The organism is Sulfitobacter sp. G21635-S1 (assembly GCF_027213915.1).
Taxonomy (GTDB): domain Bacteria; phylum Pseudomonadota; class Alphaproteobacteria; order Rhodobacterales; family Rhodobacteraceae; genus Sulfitobacter.
This window is the reverse complement of record NZ_JAPWGV010000029.1, coordinates 1-23,661: the sequence shown is the minus strand read 5'-3', so window position 1 is coordinate 23,661 and position 23,661 is coordinate 1. Positions and strand designations below refer to the sequence as shown.

Annotated in this window: 25 protein-coding genes and 1 tRNA gene; 19 read left to right on the top strand and 7 right to left on the bottom strand. The window is 61.8% G+C overall.

Annotated features, from left to right (window positions below; translation table 11 throughout):
• Positions 1–27 precede the first annotated feature (27 nt).
• Genes O4H53_RS22210 through O4H53_RS22195 form a run of 4 tightly spaced genes read left to right on the top strand, consistent with a single transcriptional unit; the run spans position 28 to position 3,489 of the window.
• Positions 28–966, top strand: a complete 939-nt coding sequence (locus O4H53_RS22210) for an aldo/keto reductase (protein WP_269367253.1) — start codon at positions 28–30, stop codon at positions 964–966.
• Complete coding sequence (locus O4H53_RS22205; RefSeq protein WP_269367252.1) at positions 963–2,042, top strand: NAD(P)/FAD-dependent oxidoreductase; 1,080 nt, start codon at positions 963–965, stop codon at positions 2,040–2,042. The genes O4H53_RS22210 and O4H53_RS22205 overlap by 4 nt, the downstream gene beginning before the upstream one ends.
• Positions 2,039–2,692, top strand: coding sequence for a DUF938 domain-containing protein (locus O4H53_RS22200; protein ID WP_269367251.1), 654 nt, complete (start codon positions 2,039–2,041; stop codon positions 2,690–2,692). Before O4H53_RS22205 ends, O4H53_RS22200 begins: the two co-directional genes overlap by 4 nt.
• Positions 2,692–3,489 (top strand): glycoside hydrolase family 25 protein, encoded by a 798-nt coding sequence (locus O4H53_RS22195; RefSeq protein ID WP_443069628.1) that lies wholly within the window; start codon positions 2,692–2,694, stop codon positions 3,487–3,489. The genes O4H53_RS22200 and O4H53_RS22195 overlap by 1 nt, the downstream gene beginning before the upstream one ends.
• Positions 3,490–3,574: 85 nt before the next feature.
• Here O4H53_RS22195 and O4H53_RS22190 read toward each other — a convergent pair whose 3' ends face one another.
• The 4 genes from O4H53_RS22190 to O4H53_RS22175 all read right to left on the bottom strand — a co-directional run bounded on the left by O4H53_RS22190 (position 3,575) and on the right by O4H53_RS22175 (position 10,684).
• Positions 3,575–6,070, bottom strand: coding sequence for a GcvT family protein (locus O4H53_RS22190; protein ID WP_269367250.1), 2,496 nt, complete (start codon positions 6,068–6,070; stop codon positions 3,575–3,577).
• Positions 6,071–6,364: 294 nt separating this feature from the next.
• Complete coding sequence (locus tag O4H53_RS22185; protein WP_269367249.1) at positions 6,365–7,771, bottom strand: FAD-binding oxidoreductase; 1,407 nt, start codon at positions 7,769–7,771, stop codon at positions 6,365–6,367.
• A 30-nt stretch (positions 7,772–7,801) separates the two neighbouring features.
• Positions 7,802–9,577 (bottom strand): gamma-glutamyltransferase, encoded by a 1,776-nt coding sequence (gene ggt / locus O4H53_RS22180; RefSeq protein ID WP_269367248.1) that lies wholly within the window; start codon positions 9,575–9,577, stop codon positions 7,802–7,804.
• 120 nt (positions 9,578–9,697) lie between these two features.
• Positions 9,698–10,684, bottom strand: a complete 987-nt coding sequence (locus tag O4H53_RS22175; protein ID WP_269367247.1) for a 2-hydroxyacid dehydrogenase — start codon at positions 10,682–10,684, stop codon at positions 9,698–9,700.
• Positions 10,685–10,812: 128 nt separating this feature from the next.
• Here O4H53_RS22175 and O4H53_RS22170 point away from each other — a divergent pair, with 128 nt between their 5' ends.
• From O4H53_RS22170 to O4H53_RS22150, 5 genes are all read left to right on the top strand, one after another.
• Entirely contained in the window at positions 10,813–11,331 is a 519-nt protein-coding gene (locus O4H53_RS22170) for an SH3 domain-containing protein (protein ID WP_269367246.1), read from the top strand.
• Between the two features lie 88 nt (positions 11,332–11,419).
• The gene (locus O4H53_RS22165; protein WP_269367245.1) at positions 11,420–12,412 is read left to right on the top strand and encodes an NADPH:quinone reductase; all 993 of its coding nucleotides are present in this window, start codon (positions 11,420–11,422) and stop codon (positions 12,410–12,412) included.
• Between the two features lie 134 nt (positions 12,413–12,546).
• Entirely contained in the window at positions 12,547–13,866 is a 1,320-nt protein-coding gene (locus O4H53_RS22160; protein WP_269367244.1) for a mechanosensitive ion channel domain-containing protein, read from the top strand.
• Between the two features lie 60 nt (positions 13,867–13,926).
• A tRNA-Gln gene (locus O4H53_RS22155) sits at positions 13,927–14,001 on the top strand.
• 266 nt (positions 14,002–14,267) lie between these two features.
• Entirely contained in the window at positions 14,268–14,513 is a 246-nt protein-coding gene (locus O4H53_RS22150) for a hypothetical protein (RefSeq protein WP_269367243.1), read from the top strand.
• On the opposite strand, the gene O4H53_RS22145 is transcribed toward O4H53_RS22150, so the two are convergent.
• From O4H53_RS22145 to O4H53_RS22135, 3 genes are read right to left on the bottom strand one after another with little or no spacing between them, the layout of a single operon-like run.
• Positions 14,479–16,281 carry an AAA family ATPase gene (locus tag O4H53_RS22145; protein ID WP_269367242.1) on the bottom strand — a complete coding sequence of 601 codons (1,803 nt, stop codon included), beginning with the start codon at positions 16,279–16,281 and terminating at the stop codon, positions 14,479–14,481. The two genes, O4H53_RS22150 and O4H53_RS22145, sit on opposite strands and share 35 nt — an antisense overlap.
• 41 nt (positions 16,282–16,322) lie before the next feature.
• A complete protein-coding gene (locus O4H53_RS22140) occupies positions 16,323–16,781 on the bottom strand; it encodes a YbjQ family protein (protein WP_269367241.1) in 459 nt (152 codons plus the stop codon).
• A gap of 17 nt (positions 16,782–16,798) precedes the next feature.
• Positions 16,799–17,500, bottom strand: coding sequence for a LexA family transcriptional regulator (locus tag O4H53_RS22135; RefSeq protein WP_269367240.1), 702 nt, complete (start codon positions 17,498–17,500; stop codon positions 16,799–16,801).
• A 105-nt stretch (positions 17,501–17,605) separates the two neighbouring features.
• On the opposite strand from O4H53_RS22135, the gene O4H53_RS22130 reads away from it, so the two are divergent.
• Genes O4H53_RS22130 through O4H53_RS22085 form a run of 10 tightly spaced genes read left to right on the top strand, consistent with a single transcriptional unit; the run spans position 17,606 to position 23,600 of the window.
• On the top strand, positions 17,606–17,848 hold the full coding sequence (locus O4H53_RS22130) for a hypothetical protein (protein WP_269367239.1): 243 nt from the start codon (positions 17,606–17,608) through the stop codon (positions 17,846–17,848).
• Positions 17,848–18,072 (top strand): hypothetical protein, encoded by a 225-nt coding sequence (locus tag O4H53_RS22125; RefSeq protein WP_269367238.1) that lies wholly within the window; start codon positions 17,848–17,850, stop codon positions 18,070–18,072. The genes O4H53_RS22130 and O4H53_RS22125 overlap by 1 nt, the downstream gene beginning before the upstream one ends.
• Positions 18,063–18,293, top strand: a complete 231-nt coding sequence (locus O4H53_RS22120) for a hypothetical protein (protein ID WP_269367237.1) — start codon at positions 18,063–18,065, stop codon at positions 18,291–18,293. The genes O4H53_RS22125 and O4H53_RS22120 overlap by 10 nt, the downstream gene beginning before the upstream one ends.
• The gene (locus O4H53_RS22115; protein WP_269367236.1) at positions 18,290–18,526 is read left to right on the top strand and encodes a hypothetical protein; all 237 of its coding nucleotides are present in this window, start codon (positions 18,290–18,292) and stop codon (positions 18,524–18,526) included. The genes O4H53_RS22120 and O4H53_RS22115 overlap by 4 nt, the downstream gene beginning before the upstream one ends.
• Entirely contained in the window at positions 18,526–18,795 is a 270-nt protein-coding gene (locus tag O4H53_RS22110; protein ID WP_269367235.1) for a hypothetical protein, read from the top strand. The genes O4H53_RS22115 and O4H53_RS22110 overlap by 1 nt, the downstream gene beginning before the upstream one ends.
• Positions 18,792–19,679 carry a ParB N-terminal domain-containing protein gene (locus O4H53_RS22105; RefSeq protein WP_269367234.1) on the top strand — a complete coding sequence of 296 codons (888 nt, stop codon included), beginning with the start codon at positions 18,792–18,794 and terminating at the stop codon, positions 19,677–19,679. Before O4H53_RS22110 ends, O4H53_RS22105 begins: the two co-directional genes overlap by 4 nt.
• Positions 19,679–21,820, top strand: coding sequence for a DDE-type integrase/transposase/recombinase (locus O4H53_RS22100; RefSeq protein ID WP_269367233.1), 2,142 nt, complete (start codon positions 19,679–19,681; stop codon positions 21,818–21,820). The genes O4H53_RS22105 and O4H53_RS22100 overlap by 1 nt, the downstream gene beginning before the upstream one ends.
• A 60-nt stretch (positions 21,821–21,880) precedes the next feature.
• Entirely contained in the window at positions 21,881–22,624 is a 744-nt protein-coding gene (locus O4H53_RS22095; RefSeq protein ID WP_269367232.1) for an AAA family ATPase, read from the top strand.
• Positions 22,621–23,232 (top strand): helix-turn-helix domain-containing protein, encoded by a 612-nt coding sequence (locus O4H53_RS22090; protein ID WP_269367231.1) that lies wholly within the window; start codon positions 22,621–22,623, stop codon positions 23,230–23,232. Before O4H53_RS22095 ends, O4H53_RS22090 begins: the two co-directional genes overlap by 4 nt.
• Positions 23,229–23,600: a hypothetical protein gene (locus tag O4H53_RS22085; protein ID WP_269367230.1), complete on the top strand. Its 372-nt coding sequence runs from the start codon at positions 23,229–23,231 to the stop codon at positions 23,598–23,600. Before O4H53_RS22090 ends, O4H53_RS22085 begins: the two co-directional genes overlap by 4 nt.
• Positions 23,601–23,661: the final 61 nt, after the last annotated feature.

Here is a 23,661-nt window from a genome sequence, read left to right as displayed (position 1 = left end):
GCCTTTCTCCGTGCCACCAAAGCAGTCATGAAACAGACCCTGACCAGCCTCAACGGCACCCCGGCAAGCCGCCTTGCCTTTGGCACCATGCAATTCGGCGGAAGGGCGGATGCCGCCGCTTCCGCCGCGATGTTCGAAGCCTGTATCGCTGCGGGCATCACCCATTTCGACACGGCACATGTCTATACCGATGGGGCGTCGGAAACCCTGTTGGGGCAGTTCCTGGGCAGCCGCCGCGACGAGCTGATCGTCGCGACAAAGGCGGCCTACTCGGGCGGTGCGGGGCGCGAGAACATCCTGAATTCCGCCGAAACCTCACGCCGGCGGATGCAGCTGGACACGCTCGACGTGCTTTATCTGCACCGTTTTGATCCGGAGACGGACATGGCCGAAAGTTTTGAAACCTTCGCCCGGCTCAGGGAAAAGGGCCATATCCGCCACATCGGCCTGTCCAACTTTGCCGCCTGGCAGGTGGTCAAGGCGGCAGGTGTCGCTGCGGCATTCGGCCTCGACATCGCCGTGATCCAGCCGATGTACAATCTGGTCAAACGCCAGGCAGAGGTCGAGATCCTGCCGATGGCGGATGACCTTGGCATTCTGGTCGCCCCCTATTCGCCTCTGGGCGGCGGGTTGCTGACCGGGAAATACGGCGCTGGCGGCAGTGGCAGGCTCAGTGAGGATGACCGCTATGCCGCGCGCTACGGACAGGCACAGATGCATGAGGCCGCGCAGGGGCTGACCAAAATCGCCCAGGAGGCAGGCCTGCATCCCGCCACGCTGGCGGTGGCCTGGGCCGCGCGGCATCCGACCGGGCCAAGCCCGATCATCTCGGCCCGGTCGGTCGAACAGTTGCAGCCCTCGCTGGATGCGCTGAATTTCGAAATGTCGGATGAGCTTTACGCCCGGCTGAGCGCCCTCAGCCCGACGCCGCCGCCTGCCACGGACCGGCTGGAGGAACAGACATGAGCGATATCATAGTCATCGGGGGCGGCATCGCAGGTCTCTCCGCGGCTGCGCGCCTGTCTGCCGATGCAAAGGTGACCGTGCTGGAAAGCGAAACCGCTCTGGGCTTTCACGCATCGGGCCGCTCCGCCGCCCTGTTCGAACAGAACTACGGCCTGCCCAGCACGGTTGCGCTGAACAAGGCCAGCGCCGAGTACCACTGGCATGCGAACGGCGGCTACCTCAGCCCGCGTGGTTTCCTGCTGGCGGCCCGTGCCGGGGAACGCGCGGGATTTGAAAAGGATGCCGAGACGCTGGGCATCGCAGAGATCAGCCCGGAACGGGCGCTGGAACTGATACCGATCCTGAATCCGGCCGAGCTGGCCTTTGCGGGCTATCACGAAGAAGCCTATGACATCGACACCGACCGGATGATGCAGGATTTCGCCCGCGAGATCCGCCGCAACAGCGGCGAAGTCATGACCGATGCGCGTGTCACCGCGATCACCCGGCAGGGCGGAACCTGGCAGGTCACCTCCACCCGGGGAAACCACACCGCCGCGCGGCTGGTCAATGCGGCGGGGGCCTGGGCCGATCAGATCGCCGGGATGGCCGGGATCGCCCCCTTGGGCATCGTGCCGCACCGCCGCTCCATGGCGCGGCTGCCGGCACCTGGTGGCCATGATGTCAGCCAATGGCCCATGTTCTTTGGCGTGGGCGAATCCTGGTACGCCAAGCCCGACGCCGGCGCGCTGCTGGTGTCCCCGGCCGAGGAAGACCCGGTAGAGCCGCACGACGCCTGGGCCGACGACATGGTCCTGGCCGAAGGGCTGGCGCGCTACGAGGAAATGGTGACGGAACCGGTGACCCGGCTCTTGACCTCCTGGGCCGGGCTGCGCAGCTTTTCCCCGGACCGTGCGCTGGTGCTGGGCCCGGAACCGGGTGATCCGGCCTTTGTCTGGTGCGCGGCCCAGGGCGGTTACGGGTTTCAGACTGCCCCCGCCGCATCGCAACTGCTGGCCGACCTGGTGATGGGGCGTGCGCCTGCGCTGCCCGGCGCGGTTGTCGCCAGCCTGACACCGGACAGGTTCCGCCGGTGAGCCGCAAACTGCCGGCCAGCGCCAGCGTCGCCGACCACCGGGAGAACGGCAAGCTCTTTGCCCCTGCTGCCGCACGCAATGCCGAAGCGATCTGCGCCGTGCTGGCCCAACATGCCCCGGCCACGGGCCGCGCACTGGAAATCGCCAGCGGTACGGGACAGCATGTGGTGACCTTTGCCGGCACCCTGCCCGGCCTCACCTGGCAGCCGACGGAAATCGACCCGGCGCGCCGCGCCAGCATCGACGCCCATGTGGCAGAGGCGGGCCTGACCAATATCGCCCCGGCAAGGCACCTCGACGCCTGTGCGCCCGACTGGGGCACAGACACCGGCCCCCGGGATCTGATCGTGCTGGTGAACCTGCTGCACCTGATTTCCGACGCCGAGGCGCAACTGCTGCTGAAAGGCGTGTCGCAGGCGCTGGCCCCCGGTGGTGTCTTTCTTCTTTACGGGCCTTTCAGGCGGTCCGGAGAACTGATCAGCGAAGGTGACCGCCGGTTCGATGCGGAACTGCGCGGCGCCGATCCGCTGATCGGCTACAAGGACGACCTTGAAGTCGATGGATGGCTGCGCAACTCTGGGCTGGAGCCGAACGGCGGCATCGAGATGCCCGCCAACAATCTTGCCCTTGTCGCGCGAAAGCCTGTTTGATGATCCAGTTCCGCCGCCTTATCTTCCTGTGCCTGTTCGCCCTTGCCGCCTGCGGGGGCGCGCATGATACCGGGGTGCCGCCCGCCCCGCCCGGCGTGCTGTTCGCGCCGGATTTCGGCGACAGCGATCCGGCCTCTTTCAACGCACCACGCCCTGCCGCCTTTGCCGTGCACGGCATTGACGCCGCACGTTTCCAGCATAGCGTCGATTGGGGCAGGGCACGGGCCAGCGGCGTGAACTTTGCCTTCATCAAGGCGACAGAGGGCGGTGACCTGCTCGATTCCGCCTTTCACGAGCACTGGCGTGCGGCGGGCAGCGCCGGCGTGGTCCGCGGGGCCTATCATTTCTATTACTTCTGCACCCCGCCCGAGGATCAGGCCCGCTGGTTCATCCGAAACGTCCCGCGCAGCGCGGGCATGATGCCCCCCGTGCTCGACATGGAATGGAACCCCTTCTCGCCGACCTGCGCCACCGTGCGCCCCCCGGGGGCGGAAGTGCGCGATCAGATGCGGCGCTGGCTGCGGATCGTCGAGGCGCATTACGGACAGCGCCCGATCATCTATACCACGCCGGAATTCTACCGGCAGAACGGCCTGAGCCAGTTCGACGGATACGAATTCTGGCTGCGCTCCACCGCCAAGACCCTGGGCGAGGCCTATCCCGGCCAATCCTGGAAATTCTGGCAGTATACCGCCACCGGTATCGTGCCCGGCATCGCTGGCGGGGTGGACCTGAACGCCTTCAACGGCAACCGGTCGGACTGGCAGGCATGGCTGGCGCGCCGGGCTGTCCGGTAGCCGCTTCTTCGAAAAAAACGGGCCGGAGTTTTGAAAACTCCGGCCCCCGGTATCAGGTGTCGCCGCCCATCAGGCAGCCGATTGCTTATCCGTCGACCCGGATGTTCGCGTTCTTGGGATCATAGGGGCTGTCCTCAACCACCTCTGCATCCCAAAGCTGATCGAACATCTTGATCTTCAGCTTCGTGCCCACCTCGGCATGTTCCGGCTTCACATAGCCCATGCCGATGCTCTTGCCGAAGGCCACCGAATAGCCGCCGGAGGTCAGGCGCCCGGTGCGGGTGTCACCTGCATACAGCACTTCGCGGCCCCAGGGGTCTGCATCATCCGGCCCGTCAATCAGCAGGGTCACGCATTTCGCACGGATGCCGTGATCGGCCATCGCCTGCTTGCCGTGGAACTCCTTGTTCAGATCGACAAAGCGCGGCAGATCGGCTTCCAGCGGGGTGGCGTCACGGCCCAGCTCGTTGCCAAAGGCGCGGTAGCTCTTCTCCTGCCGCAGCCAGTTCTGCGCCCGCGCGCCGACCAGCTTCATGCCGTGCTTCTCGCCCGCTTTCTCAAGCTGGTCGAAGAGGTAGTTCTGCATCTCGATCGGGTGATGCAATTCCCAGCCAAGTTCGCCGGTATAGGCGACGCGGATGGCGCGCACCGGGCACATGCCCAGTTCGATGTTGCGCATGGTCAGCCAGGGGAAACGCTTGTTGGACAGCACCGTCTCCGGGTCCGCATCCTTGACGATCTCCTTGAGAACATCGCGCGATTTCGGTCCCGCGATGGCAAAGACACCCCATTGCGTGGTCACATCGTGGCATTCGATATAGCCGAACTCCGGCGCCTTGTCCTCGATCGCCTTGCGCAGATAGTCGCTGTCATAGGCGGTCCAGGCGCCGGCGGAGACGAGGTAATATTCATCCTCGCCCAAGCGCACGATGGTATATTCCGTGCGCGTGGTCCCGGCCCCGGTCAGCGCATAGGTCAGGTTGATACGGCCAACGCTGGGCAGCTTGTTGCAGGTGAACCAGTCGAGGAACTGCGTCGCCCCCGGCCCCTTGACCAGATGCTTGGTAAAGGCGGTGGCGTCGATCAGGCCGACACCCTCGCGGATCGCCCTGGCCTCTTCCACGGCATATTGCCACCAGCCGCCGCGGCGGAAGCTGCGGGCATCGTGGTCGCTGAACCCTTCAGGCGCGTAATAGTTCGGGCGTTCCCAGCCGTTGACCCAGCCGAATTGCGCGCCGCGTGCGGCCTGCCGGTCATAGGCAGGCGAGGTGCGCAGGGGGCGGCAGGCGGGGCGTTCCTCGTCGGGGTGGTGCAGGATATAGACGTGCTCGTAGGCTTCCTCGTTCTTGCGCGCGGCGAACTCGGTGGTCATCCAGTCGCCATAGCGTTTGGGGTCGAGCGACGCCATGTCGATCTCGGCCTCACCCTCGACCATGAGCTGCGCGAGGTAATAGCCGGTGCCACCCGCCGCGGTGATGCCAAAGGAGAAGCCTTCGGCCAGCCACATGTTGCGCAGACCGGGCGCGGGGCCCACCAGCGGGTTGCCGTCAGGGGTGTAGCAGATCGGCCCGTTGAAATCGTCCTTCAGCCCGCAGTTCTCGGCGGACGGAATACGATGGTTCATCGCCATGTATTGATCTTCGATCCGGTCCAGATCCAGCTGGAACAGATCGGCGCGGAAGCTGTCCGGCACGCCGTATTCGAACCGCGCGGGCGCATTCGGCTCGTAAACCCCGAGGATCCAGCCGCCGCGCTCCTCGCGGACATAGGACTGCGCATCGGCATCACGGATCACCGGGTGCTCGACATTGCCTTCCTGCTTGCGGAATGCGACCAGCTCGGGGTCCTGATCCATCACGATGAACTGGTGCTCCACCGGAATCGCAGGCATCTTGATACCCAGCATCTTCGCGGTGCGCTGCGCATGGTTGCCAGATGCCGTCACCACATGCTCCGCCGTGATCACAATCTGCTCGTCGGAGGGCACAAGGTTGCCGCCCTTTTCGACCATCTTCGTCGCGGTCACTTCCCAGGCTTCGCCGTTCCAGTGAAAGGCATCCGCCTGCCACTTGCGCTCGATCATCACGCCCCGCTGGCGCGCGCCCTTGGCCATCGCCATGGTGACATCGGCCGGGTTAATATAGCCATCGGTCTGGTGATAAATCGCGCCCTTCAGGTCCTCGGTGCGGATCAGCGGCCATTTCGCCTTGATCTGATCCGGCGTCAGCCACTCATAGGGCACGCCGCAGGTCTCGGCGGTCGAGGCATAGAGCATGTATTCGTCCATGCGTGCGTCGGTCTGCGCCATCCGCAGGTTGCCCACCACGGCGAAACCGGCGTTCAGCCCGGTCTCTTCTTCCAGCGTCTTGTAAAACTTGATCGAATAATCATGGATATGCGTGGTCGCGAAAGACATGTTGAAATAGGGCAAAAGTCCCGCCGCATGCCAGGTGGAGCCTGATGTCAGCTCGTCGCGCTCCAGCAGCATCACATCTTCCCAGCCCGCGCGCGCAAGGTGATAGGCGATGGATGTTCCCACGGCACCGCCGCCGACAACCAGTGCTTTGACGTTTGTTTTCATGTCCGGGGCTCCCCTGCTGGATCTGCCCCCCTTTTAGTCAGGACACTGGAATTCCACCATTCCGCGCCGACGCAAGACAGCGCAAAACCGACCTGCGCCATGCGAATTTTCAACCGCGCTTTCCACCACCGACCCAAAGCGGCGAATCCACCGGACAGAGGCGCGGAATCACGCCCTTCCCTTCATTGTTCTTCAAATACACATTCCCCCGTGCCACCGGCGCAAAGCCCCGAGGGAAGGGCTCAGCCCGCCACGGACGCCGGGAATGTCATGCGGCGCAGCCGCGCCTTTGGATCACGCGGGCAGGATCTTGCCGGGGTTCATGATGTTGTCCGGGTCCAGCGCCACCTTGATCGCCCCCATGACGCTGAGCGCCTCCGGCCCCAGTTCCTTGATCAGGTAGGGCCGCTTGCCCTGCCCCACACCATGTTCCCCGGTGCAGGTGCCATCCATGGCAATCGCCATCTCGTTCAGCCAGCTGATGAAACTTTCCGCACGGGCGACCTCGTCGGCGTCCTCCATGTCCAGCAACAGCGAGGCGTGGAAATTCCCGTCGCCCGCGTGGCCCACCACCGGCGCGATCAGCCCCAGCTCGCGCGCCTTGGCGTCGCTGGCCGCAACCGCCTCGGCCAGGCGCGAGATCGGCACGCAGACATCCGTGGCGACCGCCTTGCAGCCGGGCCGCAGCGCCATCACGGCCCAATAGGCGTCATGCCGGGCCTGCCACAGCTTGTTGCGCTCTTCCAGGGATGCCGTTGCCCGATAGCCGGTGCCGCCTTCTTCCTCCGCCAGCATGCCAAAAGTCTCCGCCTGTTCGGCAACACCCGCTTCGGAGCCGTGGAATTCCAGCAGCAACAGCGGCGTTTCCGGCAGGTCCAGCTTGGAATAGGCGTTCACCGCCTTGACCACCATGGCATCCAGCAGCTCGATCCGCGCCACCGGCACCCCGTATTGAATCGTTGCCATCACCGCGCGCGAGGCCGCTTCCAGCGTTGGAAAGGAACAGCGCGCGGCGGAAATCGTCTCGGGAATGCCCTGCAATTTCAGGGTGATCTCCGTAATCAGCCCCAGCGTCCCCTCGGACCCCACCATCAGCCGGGTCAGGTCATAGCCGGCAGAGGATTTCCGCGCCCGGCTGGCGGTGCGCATGATCCGCCCGTCCGCCAGCACCACCTCCAGGCTGAGCACATTATCCTTCATGGTGCCATAGCGCACCGCATTGGTGCCCGAGGCCCGCGTCGCCGTCATCCCGCCAAGCGAAGCATTGGCACCGGGATCAATCGGAAAAAACAGCCCCTGGTCACGCAGGTGGGTGTTCAGCGCCTCCCGCGTCACACCAGGCTGCACCCGGCAATCCAGATCGCCTGCATTGACCTCAAGCACCTTGTCCATCTGGCTGAGATCGACCGAGATGCCCCCGGCGGGCGCGTTGACATGCCCCTCCAGCGAGGTGCCGGTGCCATAGGGGATGACCGGCACCTTATGTTCCGCACAGACCTTCACGATCTCGGAGACTTCCTGCGTCGATTGGGCAAAGACCACACCATCGGGCATCTGGTTCTCGATCCAGGTGGTGGTATGGCCGTGCTGTTCGCGGATCGACTGGCCGGTCTGGAACCGCTCGCCGAAGCGCTGTTTGAGCACGCCCAGAACCGATCCGATCCCGTCTTCGTTGCGCGCCAATGTGGTTATTTTTGCCATATCGTTCCCTTTTCCGCCAAGCGCGGTCCCTTATTGTCCATATGCGATGCCCTCGCGGCGCGGATCCGCGCCACCCTGCAGGTCATCGCCGATGGCGATCAGATGCAGACCCGAGGTCAGCTCCCGGCTGCCCACTTCGAACCCCATCGCGCCCAGCGCATCTGTCAGTTCGACCGCCGCAGTCCCCTCTTCAAGATCATAGGCCCCGAACCGGTTGACGGCATGGGGGATGCCTGCAGCCTGCTGCACATCCAGCCCCCAGTCGATCACGCCGATGATCGCTTCGGCCACATATCCGATGATCCGGCTGCCGCCGGGGCTGCCAACCGCCAGCACCGGCTTGCCGTCCTTCAGCACGATTGTGGGCGCCATGGAAGAGCGCGGCCGCTTGCCCGGCTCGACCCGGTTGGCGATCGGCACGCCTTCGCTGTGGGAGCTGAAGGAGAAATCCGTCAGCTCATTGTTCAGCAGATAGCCGTTCACCATGATCCGGCTGCCAAAGCCGTTTTCGATGGTGGTGGTCATGCTGGCAACATTGCCCGCCGCATCGACGATGGAGATATGCGAGGTCGAGGGCAGTTCGAGCGAGATATCATCGGCCCAAAGCAGCGCATGGTCGAATTCAGGTGCGCCCGGTGCCACCTCGGCCAGCGCCGCATCGCCTGACAGCAGGGTCGCGCGCTGCGCCAGATAGGCTTCATCCAGCAACCCTTTCACCGGCATCGGCACAAAATCGCTGTCCGCCAGATAGCGCCCGCGATCGGCAAAGGCCAGCCGCGCGGCATCCCCCATCAGGCGGCGCACCTGCGCGTCCTGCGGTCCCGCGCTCAGGTCGTATCCTTCGAGCAGGCCCAGGATCTGCCCCACGGCCACCGCCCCGGAAGAGGGCGGCCCCATCCCGCAGACCTCATGACCCCGATAAGGCGCACAGACCGCCGCGCGCTCCTTGACCTGATAGATGCTCAGATCCACGGGCGAGAGCATGCCCGCCCCTTCCATTGCGCCGTTGACCGCATCGACGATGGCCTGCGCATTGGTCCCCGTATAGAAGGACGCCGCACCGCCGTTCAGCATCCGCAGCGTTTCCGCATAGGCCGGGTTCTTCAGCAGGTCACCCGCCGCCAGGGGTGCGCCCCCCGGCATGAAATATGCCGCTGTATCGGCAAAACGGCCCAGCCGTTCCTGATCGCCCTGGATCAGCCCGGCCAGCCGGGGCGAAACCGAAAATCCTTCTTCGGCCAGGGCAATCGCCGGGGCCGTCAGATCGGAGAAAGGCAGTTTGCCCCAGCGTTCATGCACCGCCTCCATCAGCGCAGGCGTGCCCGGCACCCCGACAGAGCGCCCGCCCACCACCGCGTCAAAGAATTTCAGTGGCGCGCCATCCGCATCCTGGAACCGGCGCGGTGTCGCGGCCAGCGGTGCTGTCTCGCGCCCGTCCAGTGTCGTCACCTCACCCGTCGCGGCATCATACCAGACCAGAAAGGCCCCGCCGCCCAGACCGGAACTTTGCGGCTCGACCAGCCCCAGCATCACCTGCACCGCCACCAGCGCATCCGCCGCCGTGCCACCCGCGGCCAGCGCATCGGCCCCGGCCTTGACCGCATGGGGGTTCGCCGCTGCGACCATCCAGTTTTGCGCCTTGACCGGCTTGCCCTGCACCTTTGCCGCCATGGCGCCGGCATATTCGGGGCCCATATCCTCGAACACGCCCGCCCCCGCCGCTTCCGGTGCCACCGCATCCGCAACCTGCTGGGCCGACACCGCCCCCGCAAACAGGACTGTCAGAACTGAAACCACTTTCCACATCGCGCAACACCTCTCTCTTTTTGGGCTCAAATATCCCAGGGAGTTTGAGGGACAGCGTCCCTCATCCCCAAATAGATCGCGTGCGGCACAGCCGCGCCTGCGGATCACGCCCGCAACGGATCACAACATCGACGGCACCACCTGATCGGGCGGACGATGGCCGTCGTCAAAGGTCTTGATGTTGATGATGACCTTCTCGCCCATCTCGATCCGCCCCTCCAGCGTGGCCGATCCCATGTGCGGCAGCAACACAACGTTATCCAGCTCGCGCAGGCGCGGGTTGATGTCGGTGCCACGCTCATAAACATCCAGCCCCGCGCCCTTGATCTCGCCCGCGCGCAACATCCGCGTCAGCGCATTCTCGTCGATCACCTCACCCCGCGAGGTGTTCACGATCACCGCATCGGGCTTCATCAGCTTCAGCCGCCGCGCGTTCATCAGGTGGAAGGTCGAGGGCGTATGCGGGCAGTTGATCGAAATCACGTCCATCCGTGCCACCATCTGATCGAGGCTTTCCCAATAGGTCGCGTCGAAACTGCGCTCGGTCTCGGCGTGCAGCCTGCGCCTGTTGTGATAGTGGATCTGCATCCCGAAGGCGCGGGCCCGCGTGGCCACGGCCTGCCCGATGCGCCCCATGCCGAGAATGCCCAGCCGCCGCCCGCTGATCCGCCCGCCCAGCAGCGCCGTGGGGGCCCAGCCGGTCCAGTCGCCCTTTTGCATCAGGGACATGCCTTCCGGCATCCGGCGTGTCACCGCGAGAATCAGCGCCATGGTCATGTCGGCGGTATCCTCGGTCAGCGCGCCGGGCGTGTTGGACACCAGAATGCCGCGCTGCCGGGCTGTCGCCACATCGATATTGTCGACCCCCGCCCCATAGTTCGCGATCAGCTTGAGCTGCTCGCCCGCCTGGCCGATCAGCGCCGCATCCACGGTATCGGTGATTGTCGGCACCAGAACATCTGCGCTTTTGACCGCTTCGGCCAGCTCGGCCCGGGTCATCGGCGCATCATCCGTGCGCAGCGTCACGTCAAACAATTCGGACAGCCTCGTCTCCACCGCATCGGGCAACCGTCGCGTGACTACAACACTCAACCGTTTCTTTGACATTTCGTCCTCCCCAGACTTGGCGACCTTCGTATTCCCGCGCATGGTGTCCCAAGCAGCGACGAGGCACAAGAACCTCGCGGTGGAAAAGAGCAAACAAAACCAAACAGAAGACAGTGCAGGCAGCACCAATGATCCTTCTATTCAAAAACGCCGCAAAGGCGTTTGCAGTACTGACGATTCTGACGGCGCCCGTGCTCACCCCCCCGGCCCTTGCCGACGGGGTCGGGCCCGTCACCAACCTTCCCCTGCCCAGATTCGTGTCCATGAAGGCCTCCGAAGGCAACGTGCGCCGCGGCCCCTCGCTGTCGCATCGCATCGACTGGGTGTTCAAACGGCGCGACATGCCGCTCAGGATCACGGCGGAGCACGGCCATTGGCGCCGGGTGGAGGACCGCGACGGCATGGGTGGCTGGGTGCATTATTCGCTGTTGTCCGGCACCCGCACGGTTCTGGTTGAACAGGACATGCTGGCGCTGCACGTGCGTCCGGACCCGAATGCACCGGTCTCTGCCGCGCTTGAACTGGGTGTGGTGGCCAAGCTGGGCGAATGCATTCCCGAATGGTGCGAATTGCGCACGGGCGGGTTTTCGGGCTGGGCCCCCAAGGCCCGGATCTGGGGCGTATCAGCCAGCGAAGTCCACGACTGATTGCAACCGGCCCGGGTACCTGCCCCCCGCTGATTGCCCGTGATCCGGTTTTGCGTCACACTGCCTCTACCCGCCATGAGGATCACAGATGCAGGCCATCACCTATGACAGATTCGGCGCGGCACGGGATGTGCTGCGCCTGCAGGACATCGAAAGCCCGCCCCCCGGCCCCGGCGAGGTCCGGGTGAAACTGGCGCTTTCCGGTGTGAACCCCTCGGATGTGAAGGCGCGCGCGGGCCTGCGGCCCGGCGTCACCAAACCCGATTATCCCCTGATCGTGCCGCACAGTGACGGTGCCGGAGAGATTGAGGCCGTAGGTCCCGGCGTGGACAGGGCCCGCATCGGCCAGCCTGTCTGGATCTGGAACGGTCAATGGCAGCGCAGCCACGGCACGGCGGCCAGCCACATCACCCTGCCCGCCCATCAGGCGGTCCCGCTGCCGAAAGGTGTCGGCTTTGAGGTGGGCGCCAACCTCGGCATTCCCGGCCTGACCGCCTGCCATGCGGTATTCGGCGGCGGTGGCGTGGCCGGTGAAACCGTACTGGTGCAGGGCGGCGCGGGAACGGTCGGCCTGCTGGCGGTGCAGCTGGCCAAATGGGGCGGGGCAAGGGTGATTGCCACCTGCAGCGACGCTGACCGTGATGTCGTCGCTGCTGCCGGTGCTGATGTTGTGCTGAACTATCGCGCCGGGGATCTTGCCGCGCAGGTGCTGGCGGCCAACGACGGCAAACAGGTGGAAACGATCGTGGAGGTCGAATTCGGCCTGAACATCGGGACCGATGCGGCGCTGATCGCACCCAACGGGCGCATTGCCCCCTATGGCTCCGCCAAGGAGATGGAACCCGCGCTGTCCTTCGGCCCGCTGCTGTTCAAGGCGGTGACCATCGACATCATCCTGATCTACCTCTTGCCCGCAGCCGAACGTGACGCCGCAATCAGCCGGTTGCATCACGCCCTGGACGATGGTGCGCTGACCTGCCCGACCGAGCGGATTTACCCGCTGGCCGAGACAGCCGCCGCCCATGAAGCCGTCGAGAAGGGCCGGCGCAATGGCGCCATCCTGATCGACTGCCAGGGCTGAGCGACGGGCAATTTCCCGAGATAGCGACGCGGTTTCCGGCAGGCTCCGGCGCTCCTGCCCCCTTTGCGCATGATTGCCAGGGCAGCGGCACCGGCCTAGGGTAGTGCAATTGCACCACCACGGATTTTCAGATCATGCGTTTCATTCCCCTTCTGCTCTGCCTTTTCCTGCCATTTGCCACCCTCGCCCAGACCAGCGATCAGCCGACCGGAACCATCGCGATCCAGGATGATGCCGCATCGGACGCGGCCATCGCCAACCGCATCCGCGACATCCTGCGCGAGCTGGAAGGCTATGAGGATATTTCGGTGACCGTCTCCTCCGGGATCGTGACCCTGCGCGGCACAACGCTGGACATGGCCTCTGCCGCGCGGCTGACGGAACTGGTGGGCCGGGTCGAGGGGGTGGTGGCCATCGAGAACGAGGTTTTCGAGACCACGGATGTGGCACGGCGGCTCAACCCCGCTGTGGAGCGGTTCAAGTCACGCGGCTATCAGTTTGTCGCCTTCCTGCCGCTGGCGATGATCGCACTTGCGGTGTTCTTTGCCGTCGTTCTGTTCGGCTTTTTCATTGCGCGGCGCAAGCAGCCCTGGGACCGGATGTCGCCCAATGCCTTCATTGCCGACATCTACCGCCAGATCGTGCGGTTGTTCTTCATCGTGGCCGGGCTTGTCATCGCATTGGACATCGTGGGCGCAACGGCGCTGCTGTCGGGCATTCTGGGCGCTGCGGGGATCGTTGGCCTGGCCATCGGTTTCGCCGTGCGGGACACGGTGGAAAACTTCATCGCCTCGATCATGCTGTCGATCCGCCAGCCGTTCCGTCCCAATGACACCGTGGAGATCGAGGGCGACACCGGCAAGGTCATCCGCCTGACCAGCCGCGCCACCATCCTGCTGAGCTTTGACGGCAACCACATCCGCATCCCCAATGCCACGGTCTTCAAGAGCCGGATCGTCAACTTCTCGCGCAATGCCGAGCGGCGGTTCACCTTTGCCCTCTCCGTGGCCTCGGATGCGGACCTGGACCAGGCGCGCCACATGGCCGAAGACACGTTGAACGCCCTGCCCTTCGTGCTGGACAGCCCCGAGGTTTCGGTCTGGATAGAATCGGTCGATGACTTCTGGGTCACCCTGAACATGGCCGCCTGGATCAACCAGAATGACACCTCCATCGTGCTAGCCCGGTCGGAGGCCATCCGCCTGACCCAAGCCGCGTTTGACGCGGCGGGAATCGCCGCCCCCCTGCCCAGCTACCGGATCGAGAATCTGCCGGGCGCCCCCACCCCCGCGCAAGAACCCGGGCCTGGCACCCAGCGGCAGGATACAGCCGCCCCTGCCCCGGTACAGGACGTAGAGGCAACCGCAGAAAAAGAACTGGAAAAGATCGTGGATCAGGAACGCGCCGAACTGTCGCGGCGCGATCTGTTGAATGTGAACGCAACAGAGGAATAGGATTTTTGCCAAAACGGGTCTTGCGTTGACCGCCCAAGGCCCTTAATTAGCGGCTCACGTTGGGATGTAGCCAAGTGGTAAGGCAACTGTTTTTGGTACAGTGTACCGTAGGTTCGAATCCTACCATCCCAGCCACTTTTCCTGAAAGTCTGTATCGCCCGCTGCGCAGCTGTAGCGCGCAACAAATGTTGGCAGATTAACGCACCTCGTGTAATGCGAAGGAAATGTTGGCATAAACGGGTGTTTTAATCCGGAAGAGCCAGACTGAGGCCGGAAGTACCCGGACGGACAAAAGCCCAACAAAATATGGCGATCTTGAAAGCTGGTGCGACTGGTGTTGCAGATCGGCACTGCCAATTAAACTTCGCACCTTGCTACGGCGGGCAGCGAGGGCGGAGCCGATGGTCTATAAAAACAAGGGCTTCGCAAAAATAAGGTGGGACGCAGAACTTCAATCGCGCCAGAAGCGTCCCACCTCGCGAAAATCGTTGAGAAATATAGGCAAAACGCTCCCCGCAAAAATTGCACGCACCTACAAGGTGGGACGTTTCATCGGCCTCTACGCTGCTGAACGTTCGAACTTCGAACCGCCCAAGTCGAGCGTTGGCGTGTTTAAGATTGCCGGTCAGGGAACAGACACGCTCTGATCCTCTCCAACTCAGGACGAAAGAGCTCGAAGTCAGCTGCGTCACGTTTCTCGTTACACAGGTAGTCGCACAACTTCACCTTTTGGAAGGTCTTAAGCGTATGTGAATCCAAGCCTTTCAGGACAATTTCACTAGTGAAAAATCGCGATTGAAAGACGGAGCTTGGAAGAAGATTCTCAATGCCGCGATCCGTTTTGGCATCGTGCACGTTCTCCTTCAGAACCCTGACGTGAAGATGGCCCTCGTCAATCTCTTGTTCCTTCTGCTCGCAATCGAAGAGCAGGAGTGTATGAAACCTTAACAGTTTGGGGTTATTTTGCAGCGTTTTTTTGGCCTGCGATAGAGGCCGTGCCCCTCCATCCTTCACTTGGCCCTTAGCGAACACACCTATCCAGTCAAAGTCCACATCGTTCACTAGGTCCTCAAATCCGAGTAGCTCGGCCGCCGTCTCGAGATATTTCTGATCCGTTTGGCCTTCGCAAAGAACCAGCGGCCGAGAGACGGCGCCGACACGGTGCATGACTTGATCGTCGAATGCTTTTGTTGCCTGGAGATAGTCGAACGATGCAATGAACTCACTGAAACGCTCTGCATTGATCTCCGCCCCGTCAGGAAACTCGATCAATGTGAAGCCTTCAGGACCGAAAGTTTTCTCCATTCCCAAGGGGAACAGCGGGGAATGTGCAGTGAAAATGAACTGCACCTTAGGAAACAGCGAGATCAATCGTGGCAGTACGTCATGCTGTAAGTCGGCGTGCAGGTGGGCGTCGACTTCATCGACCAGTACGATGCCAGTCATATCGTGCATTTTTTGAAGTCCAACGCCAGTGTCGGCGTATCGCAAAATTGTACCAAAGATGCTTACCAACATCGCCTGCCCCGATGAAAATGCATCGAAGCCAGGCATTAACAGCCCTTCATTGTTTCTGATTTGTAGTTTTCTTTTACCGAAAGTTCGGTTCATTCGGATCACGGAAGCACTCGGTTCTTTCAGTACAATCCGAAGAATTGTGTTAATGTTGTGCAAGTTTGTTGCTTGCGTCAAGGCGGCCGCTAGCGTATTGCGCATTCGCTCAACGCGACCTTCCGGTTCGTCTAAGATAGTTGCCACCAGACCTGCGTCTATCAAGCTATCCAATATCACTTCAGCAGTCCAAGATCTAAACTCATCAATAGTTGAAATTACTGAGATCTTGTTTTTCAATTCCTGTTGGTATTTTGCCCGAAAGGTTGGTGTGTCTTCCCCTTTAGACCTGCCAGTCCAATGCGCCTCCTCTGAACGATTGGCTGGGAAGCTTACATAGCAGCCACCGCCGAAAATATTTGCGATACTACTCTTGTCTGCATAAACACCTTTGTGTGGACCTTCAGCTGGCCACTCTACTCCAGGGTAAGCAATAACCCGATCCTGCACGTCTCTTCTGTTCAATGAACCGCCTTTGCTAACGTAGCTGTAGACACCTTTCGGGTCTGAGAACTTCATCAATGCTAATTCAAATTTGCTGCCGGTTCTCATCGTTGCGCCGCCGATAATGCGATGCCACTGGTGACCTGTGCCATGATCGTTGGGAGGTCCGGCATTGTCGTAGTGCTGTGCGGCCAATTCAATAAGTGCGTCAGTGACATAAGAGAGAAAGCTAGACTTTCCCGAACCGTTTTTCCCGACTAATATGACAGGTTTGGGGTTCCCCGCTTCATCGGTTTCAAAGTTAAGCTCCAAATCGGTCAGAGGCCCGCTTTGGAGAATGAGGGTGTGATCAAGGTACATATTTGCTCTCCGGCAGTCATTAAATGAAGACGGACGATCTGTCAGTTCTCGACCTTCACAGCCGTCCCCGACGCAACCAGCATCACCATGCTCCAGCCACCATCACCGATCTGAACGTAGTCTAGATCGACGGCGATCACGGCGTCAGCGCCCAGGCGCGCGGCTTCCTGCTTCAGTTCGTAGAGCACCGTCTCACGCGCATCGCGCATCGTGTCTTGAACAGCCTTCGAGCGGCCGCCAAAGACGTTCCGCACGCCGGCGAACAAATCCTTGAAGGCATTCATGCCATAGGCGCACTCGGCCGTGACGATCCCCAAACGCTCCCTGATGTCCATGTCGGTGTGCGTCTCTGTGGTGACGATGATGGCTTCGATCTCGGCTTCGCGCTGCTTTAGAGCTACTTGGTTATCTTCGGGAGTTGGACCACATTCGCGGCAAGTGTCCGTTCCTCGCCTACTGTATGCGGTAAGCACCTTTCCACAGCTCTTGCATTTTGCCACCTTCTATATCCTTTTGCTTAGCGTTCGACGCGCGGGAGGGCGGCGGTATGCGTGTGACTAGACCACGCCAGCGCGCCGATGATGCGAACGCGGTTGGCGTCTTCGCCCAAGCGAAGCTCGGTCGGGCTTTCGGGGTTGTCCGATCTCAGAAGAATGCCATCCTTGACCTGTTCAAGGCGTTTGATACGAACATCCCCCTCGATATCGACAACGCCAAATATTTGCCCGTCCTGCATCTCCGACCGGTTCTTATTCAATAGAACGAGATCACCATCGAAGAGTATCGGTTCCATGCTGTTTCCCCTGACATTGCAGACCACGCAGCGGTCCGCGCGCAGGCCCTGTTGGATAAGCCAATCGTTTCGGAAAGCAACCGGTGCCAGATGACGAGCGTTATCTCCAGCTGCTCCGGGACCTGCTGAAAGAGCAACATCGAACCTATCCACAAAGGCAAAATCGTTTAGAATGGCCATCGCTTCATGGTTGCTTCGTTTCTGATTACTGTCAGGCGTCCTCTTAGGACCGATATAGAGCTCAATCCCTAACACCTCGCACATTGAGCTAAGCCGCTCAATACCCGGCGATTTTCCGCGCCGAAGGCCTTGAATCGCAGCGGTACTGTTCTGTCCAAAAGCCCGCAAGGCGACCTCGGCCTGTGATAGCCCTAGCCGCTTTCTGTGTTCCTCTATGAGGTCAAAAATCTCTGCCGTGGCGATCATAGTGCCAAAATACACCAAACCCGCTTTTGCACAAGGAAACATGATGTTTCCAAAATAGTGCCTAAAGGCATTGACAGATAAGTGTCTTTAGGCACTAATGGCGGTATGGATACGAATGACCTCATAACTTTAGTCACCACTTACATCGCGCATGCCGGTGGTAGTGAGGCGACAATTTCGAACAAAGTCACAACGAATGCGCGGCTGTTTTCTCGCCTGCGTTCCGGCAAGGGCTGCAACGTATCAACTTTCTCCAGCGCGCTGATCTGGTTTGATGAGAATTGGCCTGACGACCTTCAATGGCCTCGGGATATTCCGCGTCCTCCCAAAAAGAAGGATGCCGCCTGATGCGCGATCATCCCGATATCCCGCTCGACACCGATGCAGCGCGCTGCGCGATAAATTTACTGTCAGAGACGCAGCGTCTTGCCCTGGTGATGGAGGTCATCAACGGGGCCGTGTCGCCTGCATCGTGCCTCCAGCTTGCCCGCATCGAAACTCTCGCCCGTGTGACTGCAGAACAGATCACTCGGCAGGACCACATCACTCAGGAGATCAGCAAATGCCGATAGACCCGACAATCGAAGTGGACGAATTTTCGCGCCCGCCCAGCTTGCTGGACCGTATCGCCGAGCTTGAGGCACGGGTGGCCCTGTTGGCCATTCAGGTCAACGTCATGGACGGAAAAGACCGTGATGAGGGCGTGAGGATTTCAGTTGGTGATGCGATCGGTGGGCTTGCCCTTGTTGTCCTCACCTTCGGCGGCATGTTTGTGCTTTGGGGGCTGTCATGAGCCGGTCACCGCAAGCAGCATTTGCCGACCTTTCCGCCGCATTGACCGAAATGGTCGCCCTCCACCATCAGATGCAGTCCGAGAAAGAAGATGCCGACAACAACCTGATCACGCTTCGGGATGCCCAGGCGGACCGCGCCATGGCGGCATGGGGTGAGTTGATCAATCAGCAGGACGCGCTGCGCGACATCAAGGGGCTGTTGAATGTGACCTATGGCGGGGCACCCGACTGATGCATGCCGCCACCATGTCCTCGGATCGTCTGCAGCGGGTGAAGAAGCTGCTGTCTGATCGCAAGCCGCATTCCACCCGCGAAATCATGCGCCGGGCGCATGTCTGCGCCATCAACAGCTGTGTCGCAGAGCTGCGGCAGCTGGGGGCGGACATCGTCTGCGAACGCCAGAAGATCAACGGCAGGTTCATCTTCTTCTACACGATGCTGACGCCGCCTGATGAAGCGCCGGAAGCCGACGAAACCCTCAACTTTACGGATGACGCATGACTGACACCCCTGAACAAAATTCAAATCAACCGCTTCGGAGCGTCGCGCTGGCCCCCGGTCAGATCGAAGTCGGGGAGCGCCTGCGCAAGGCCAAGCCGCACCGAGTTGAGGTGATGGCTGCCGACATGCAGGTACAGGGGCAGCTGCAGCCGATCCTGGTCTGTGAAGCGGAGACGGCGGGTAAGTATCAATTGGTCGATGGTGGTCAACGTCTGGCGGCACTGATCGCGATCAAGGCGGCGTTTGTCGAAGCGGTTGTTTTGCCCGCTTCCTATGGGTCGGGGCTGCGCCGATACGCGCAGATCATGGCGAATGTGAACCGCGAGGAGCTGACCAAGCTGGAACGGGCGGAATATCTTTCTGAACTACGTGATGTTTGGCAAGAACTGAACCCAACCGCACAGCACGGCGGCGACCGTCGCAGCGCGCGAGTGCGTGCAGTTAAGGATCAAATGGCCGAGGATCAGAACAAGAGTGCAATTCTTGCACTTTCGAACCAAGTTGCTGAGGAAGTTGGGCTTTCCCGCCGGTCATTCTTCAATGCGATCGAGATTGCCAAAGGCCTCCCTCCCGCCATCAAGGACCGCATCCGCGAGACGTGGATTGCCGATCATCAGGCCGGATTGCAGGCTTTGGCCAAAGCTGAGCCAGACCAGCAGGAGCGGGCTTGCGACATCCTCTTGTCCGACCCGCCCGAGGCCAGCACGATGGCCGATGCGCTGCTTCTGGCACAGGGCCGCGCGCTGCCCAAGAACGACGACAAGCACTATCATCGGGTGACCGCGACCTGGTCGCGCCTGTCCACCAAGAGCAAGCGCGCATTCATCGACGAGCACAAACGCGAAATCATCGCGCATGCCCGCAAGCAGGGCTGGACCATCTGATGCTCTGGGTGTCGGCACAACAGATCGCGGATGCGGCATCGGCAGGGCTGATGCCCGGCCTGCCGACAACCAAGCGGCGGGTGAATGCCCTGGCCGTGCGCGAAGGTTGGGCCGACGCAGGGCTTGCACGGGTGCGCGAGGGCCGCGAGGGCGGCGGCGGGCTGGAGTATCACATCGACGTGCTGCCCGCCCCGGCCCGGGCGGCATGGCTGGCTAGCCATCTGACATTGACGGAGCGGGACACCCGCCCGGTCGTGCATGAAACCACGATCAATGATGGCGAAGATGCCCGGACCGTCATTCTGAGCCTTGCGCAGAAGTTCCAGTTCGAGAATGCGCTGCCGCAGACGGCTGCCGATGCGATGTTTGCAGAGCTGTTCACAAGCGGTTCAATCGACCTTCCAGGCTGGATCACGGTGGCTGTGCCCAGCGTTTCGGCCCGGTCTCTGGCCCGGTGGCGCAAGGCCGCAACGTCGGGTGCAGCGCCCTGCGGTCGGGGGCGTCCGAAAGGGTCCGGCATTCTGGATGTGGCGCATGATGGGCAGGTTCGGGCCTTGATCCTTGCCGCCATCGCCAAACAGCCGTTCCTCTCGGCCAAACATCTGCGCATTCTGGTGAAGGACAAGTTCGGCAAAACGCTGGAGACGGTCTGTGCCCGGACGGGTGATCCGAAAGTGGTTGCGCTGCCCAGCATCAGGGCCTTTCAGGGTGTGATCTCGCGCTGGAAAGACGAGTATCGCAACGAATTGCTGCGCCTGACGAACCCGGATGGATATCGGTCCACCGTGCGGTTCTCGGCAACGGGCAGTCAGCGTGCGGACCGGTTGAACGAGATCTGGCAGATCGACGCCTCGCCGGCCGATGTGATGCTGAAAGGCGGGCGGCATTCGATCTACATGGCGGTGGATGTCTATTCACGCCGGGCCATCGTTCTGGTCAGCAAGACGCCGCGCGCATCCGCTGTCGGGCTGTTGATCCGCAAGTGCATCAAGTTGTGGGGTGTGCCCGAGAAAATCCATACCGACAACGGATCGGATTTCGTGGCGCGTCAGACCAAGCGGCTGTTTGCCGCGTTGCAGATCGAGGTCGAACTCAGCGATGCATACGAGCCGACCGACAAGGGCATCGTAGAGCGGACCATCGGCACCTATCAGCGTGACATCGCGGTTTGCCCCGGTTTCATCGGTCATTCGGTCGCGGACCGGAAGGTGATCGAGAACCGCAAGGCCTTTGACAAGCGGCTCGGGGCGACAGACGAGACGCTCTACGATGTCGATATGGACTTTACCGAGTTCCAGGACTGGAGCGATGTCTGGGCGGCTGACATGTACGGTCGGGACGCGCACGCCGGATTGGGCAAGCGTACCCCATTCGAGGTTGCTGCCGGTTACGCAGGCCCGGTGCGCAAGATCGAGCACGAAGCCGCATTGGACGTGCTGCTGGCCCCGATCGCGTCGAATGGCGGTCTGCGCCGCGTGACCAAGCAGGGGGTGCGGGTGGATGGAGCCATGTACCTGCCAATGGCCGCGCTCCCCGGTGACGATGTGCTGGTACGCATGGACCCTGCCGACATGGGGCGGGTCATGCTGTTCCACCCGGAGACGGAAAGCTACATGGGCGAAGCGCTGAATGCCGATCTTGCCGGTTTGAACCCGGTGGAGGTCATTGCCAAGGCCAAGGCCATGCAGCGAGCCTTCGAGGACGAGAAACTCACGGATATTCGCCGCGCCAGCCGCAAGATCGGCAAGCGCGATGTGGCCGATGCCATGCGGCGGGACGCCGCCGAGAAGGCGGGTGTCATGGTGGCATTTCCCAAGGCCCGCGAGGTCTACACGACGCCTGCGCTTGAAGCTGCTCAAGATGCCGCTGCGCCTTCGCGCCCTGCAGACGCGAAAAGCCGGGTGTCCGACGACGCGCTTTCCGCACTGCGGGCCGAGCATGCGGTAACGGCCGAGGTTGTGATGAAGCCCGAGACGCCGAAGGAGCGGTTCCGCCGGTTCCTCGTACTTGAGCAGCGGATCAAGGCCGGAGAGCCGGTTCTGCCGGAGGAGCGTCAGGCGCTGCAGGCCTATCAGAGGCAGCCTGAGTACATCGGGCACATGAAGATATTCGAGGATTTCAGCTGGGCGATGTTCGGCTGATTTAGGTGTCACCGGCGGCATTGCGGGCCGACCGGCGACGATAGTGAAGGTGAGGGAATGATGACAGAAGAATTCAGGCAAAACAACTCTGTTGCACCGCTGCGCAATGTCGTGGCTTTGGTGGAACTGATCGAGCGGGTCAACCAGCGCGGTCCGGGGCTGCCCGGATTGGGCGTTTTCTACGGCTGGTCGGGCTATGGCAAGACAACGGCGGCGGTCTACGCCGCCAATAAGTTCCGGGCCTATCAGGTCGAGGTGAAATCGGTCTGGACCAAGAAGAAACTCTGCACGGAGATCCTGCGCGACATGGGCGTTCTGCCCGCCAAGACGATTTCCGACATGGTGGATCAGATCGCTCAGGAACTGGCGCGCAATGACCGGCCGTTGTTGATCGACGAAATCGACCATCTGGTTGACCGTAACATGATCGAAATCGTGCGCGACATCCACGAAAGCTCCGGGGCGACCATCATCCTGATCGGCGAGGAAAAACTGCCGCGCAAGCTGATGGCCTGGGAGCGCGTCCACGGCCGCATTCTCGATTGGGTGGCAGCGGAAGAGGGCCAGATTGACGATGTGGGCTACCTGGCGGCGATCTATTGCCCCGGAGTGACGCTGGACGACGCATTGAAGGCGCAGGTTCTGGAAGACAGCCATCGCTCTATCCGGCGCATCTCGATCAACCTCGAGCGGGTCAAGGAATTCGCGCAAACGCGCAATCTGAACACGGTCAGCCGCGCCGACTGGGGCAACCGCCCGTTCTTTACCGGTGAGGCGCCAACACCTCGGAGGACCCCGAAATGAGCCGGATCTCCGCCACCGCCGCCGCTGCATCACGTGAGCCGCAGGGTCGTCAGCCGCTTTGGGAAGAGATGGTCAAATTCGACGGGGAGCCGTTTACGATTACGGATATCTACGATCAGACCCACGTCAGCCGTCATACCATCCGCAGCTATCTGAAATCATTGGTGCTGGCCAAGTACGTCGAGCGGATAGAACCGGACGCTGATGCCGTTCGCGAAGAAGCAGCGATCAAGTTCAAGATCATCGTCGATCCTGTTCCGCATCATGCGCCGCGGCTGAACCGGAACGGGGAACCGGTCACGCAAGGCAGCGGTGTCGAAAACATGTGGCGCACGATGCGGATGTTGACCCAGTTCTCGCCCCGCGATCTTGCGGCGCATGCGACCACCGATATCGTCAACGTCACCGAGACGACGGCAAAGTCCTACTGCAGCACTTTGCTGCGGGTCGGCTATCTGAAGGTTGTCAGCAAAGCCAGCCCACCAAAGAAGCAGGCCGTATATCGTTTGATCCGGAACTCCGGCCCGAACCCGCCGATGATCCAGCGGACCAAGCAGGTCTTCGATCCGAACACGAAGCAAGCCTATCCGGTCGAGAGCAAGACATGAGCGGTCCTGTCGATATCGTTCATGCGACCTGGGGAACGGATGCGCCCGATTGGGTGCTGGCCCTTGCCCATGCCTGCGCGCAGCGCAGTCAGAACAAGGTTGCCGAGGATATCGGGCGCTCCGCGTCCCTCGTCAGCAATGTCCTGCGCCGGAAGTATCCAGGCAACATGGCCGCGATCGAGGAGTTGGTGCGCGGCGTGTTCATGGAAACCGTGATCGCCTGCCCTGTCCTGGGCGAGCTTCCGACGGATCAATGCCAGACCTGGCGCAAGAGGGCGACCAGGCTGCAAGGGCACAACACGTTCCGGGTGCAGATGTATCGCGCCTGCCGCCGCTGCCCGCACTTCAACGTGGAGGATCAGGAATGAACTCTCGCTATGCTGAAATTGTCAGTCTGGCCAAGCAGCGGGTCCGCCCGGTGGCCATTGC

Excerpts from the sequence above, each read along its gene's own strand:
- O4H53_RS22210 (WP_269367253.1), top strand. The coding sequence starts at position 28 with ATGAAACAGACCCTGACCAGCCTCAACGGCACCCCGGCAAGCCGCCTT.
- O4H53_RS22205 (WP_269367252.1), top strand. The coding sequence starts at position 963 with ATGAGCGATATCATAGTCATCGGGGGCGGCATCGCAGGTCTCTCCGCG.
- O4H53_RS22195 (WP_443069628.1), top strand. The coding sequence starts at position 2,692 with ATGATCCAGTTCCGCCGCCTTATCTTCCTGTGCCTGTTCGCCCTTGCC.
- O4H53_RS22190 (WP_269367250.1), bottom strand. The coding sequence starts at position 6,070 with ATGAAAACAAACGTCAAAGCACTGGTTGTCGGCGGCGGTGCCGTGGGA.
- O4H53_RS22185 (WP_269367249.1), bottom strand. The coding sequence starts at position 7,771 with ATGGCAAAAATAACCACATTGGCGCGCAACGAAGACGGGATCGGATCG.
- ggt (WP_269367248.1), bottom strand. The coding sequence starts at position 9,577 with ATGTGGAAAGTGGTTTCAGTTCTGACAGTCCTGTTTGCGGGGGCGGTG.
- O4H53_RS22175 (WP_269367247.1), bottom strand. The coding sequence starts at position 10,684 with ATGTCAAAGAAACGGTTGAGTGTTGTAGTCACGCGACGGTTGCCCGAT.
- O4H53_RS22170 (WP_269367246.1), top strand. The coding sequence starts at position 10,813 with ATGATCCTTCTATTCAAAAACGCCGCAAAGGCGTTTGCAGTACTGACG.
- O4H53_RS22165 (WP_269367245.1), top strand. The coding sequence starts at position 11,420 with ATGCAGGCCATCACCTATGACAGATTCGGCGCGGCACGGGATGTGCTG.
- O4H53_RS22160 (WP_269367244.1), top strand. The coding sequence starts at position 12,547 with ATGCGTTTCATTCCCCTTCTGCTCTGCCTTTTCCTGCCATTTGCCACC.
- O4H53_RS22150 (WP_269367243.1), top strand. The coding sequence starts at position 14,268 with ATGGTCTATAAAAACAAGGGCTTCGCAAAAATAAGGTGGGACGCAGAA.
- O4H53_RS22145 (WP_269367242.1), bottom strand. The coding sequence starts at position 16,281 with ATGTACCTTGATCACACCCTCATTCTCCAAAGCGGGCCTCTGACCGAT.
- O4H53_RS22135 (WP_269367240.1), bottom strand. The coding sequence starts at position 17,500 with ATGATCGCCACGGCAGAGATTTTTGACCTCATAGAGGAACACAGAAAG.
- O4H53_RS22130 (WP_269367239.1), top strand. The coding sequence starts at position 17,606 with ATGGATACGAATGACCTCATAACTTTAGTCACCACTTACATCGCGCAT.
- O4H53_RS22125 (WP_269367238.1), top strand. The coding sequence starts at position 17,848 with ATGCGCGATCATCCCGATATCCCGCTCGACACCGATGCAGCGCGCTGC.
- O4H53_RS22120 (WP_269367237.1), top strand. The coding sequence starts at position 18,063 with ATGCCGATAGACCCGACAATCGAAGTGGACGAATTTTCGCGCCCGCCC.
- O4H53_RS22115 (WP_269367236.1), top strand. The coding sequence starts at position 18,290 with ATGAGCCGGTCACCGCAAGCAGCATTTGCCGACCTTTCCGCCGCATTG.
- O4H53_RS22110 (WP_269367235.1), top strand. The coding sequence starts at position 18,526 with ATGCATGCCGCCACCATGTCCTCGGATCGTCTGCAGCGGGTGAAGAAG.
- O4H53_RS22105 (WP_269367234.1), top strand. The coding sequence starts at position 18,792 with ATGACTGACACCCCTGAACAAAATTCAAATCAACCGCTTCGGAGCGTC.
- O4H53_RS22100 (WP_269367233.1), top strand. The coding sequence starts at position 19,679 with ATGCTCTGGGTGTCGGCACAACAGATCGCGGATGCGGCATCGGCAGGG.
- O4H53_RS22095 (WP_269367232.1), top strand. The coding sequence starts at position 21,881 with ATGACAGAAGAATTCAGGCAAAACAACTCTGTTGCACCGCTGCGCAAT.
- O4H53_RS22090 (WP_269367231.1), top strand. The coding sequence starts at position 22,621 with ATGAGCCGGATCTCCGCCACCGCCGCCGCTGCATCACGTGAGCCGCAG.
- O4H53_RS22085 (WP_269367230.1), top strand. The coding sequence starts at position 23,229 with ATGAGCGGTCCTGTCGATATCGTTCATGCGACCTGGGGAACGGATGCG.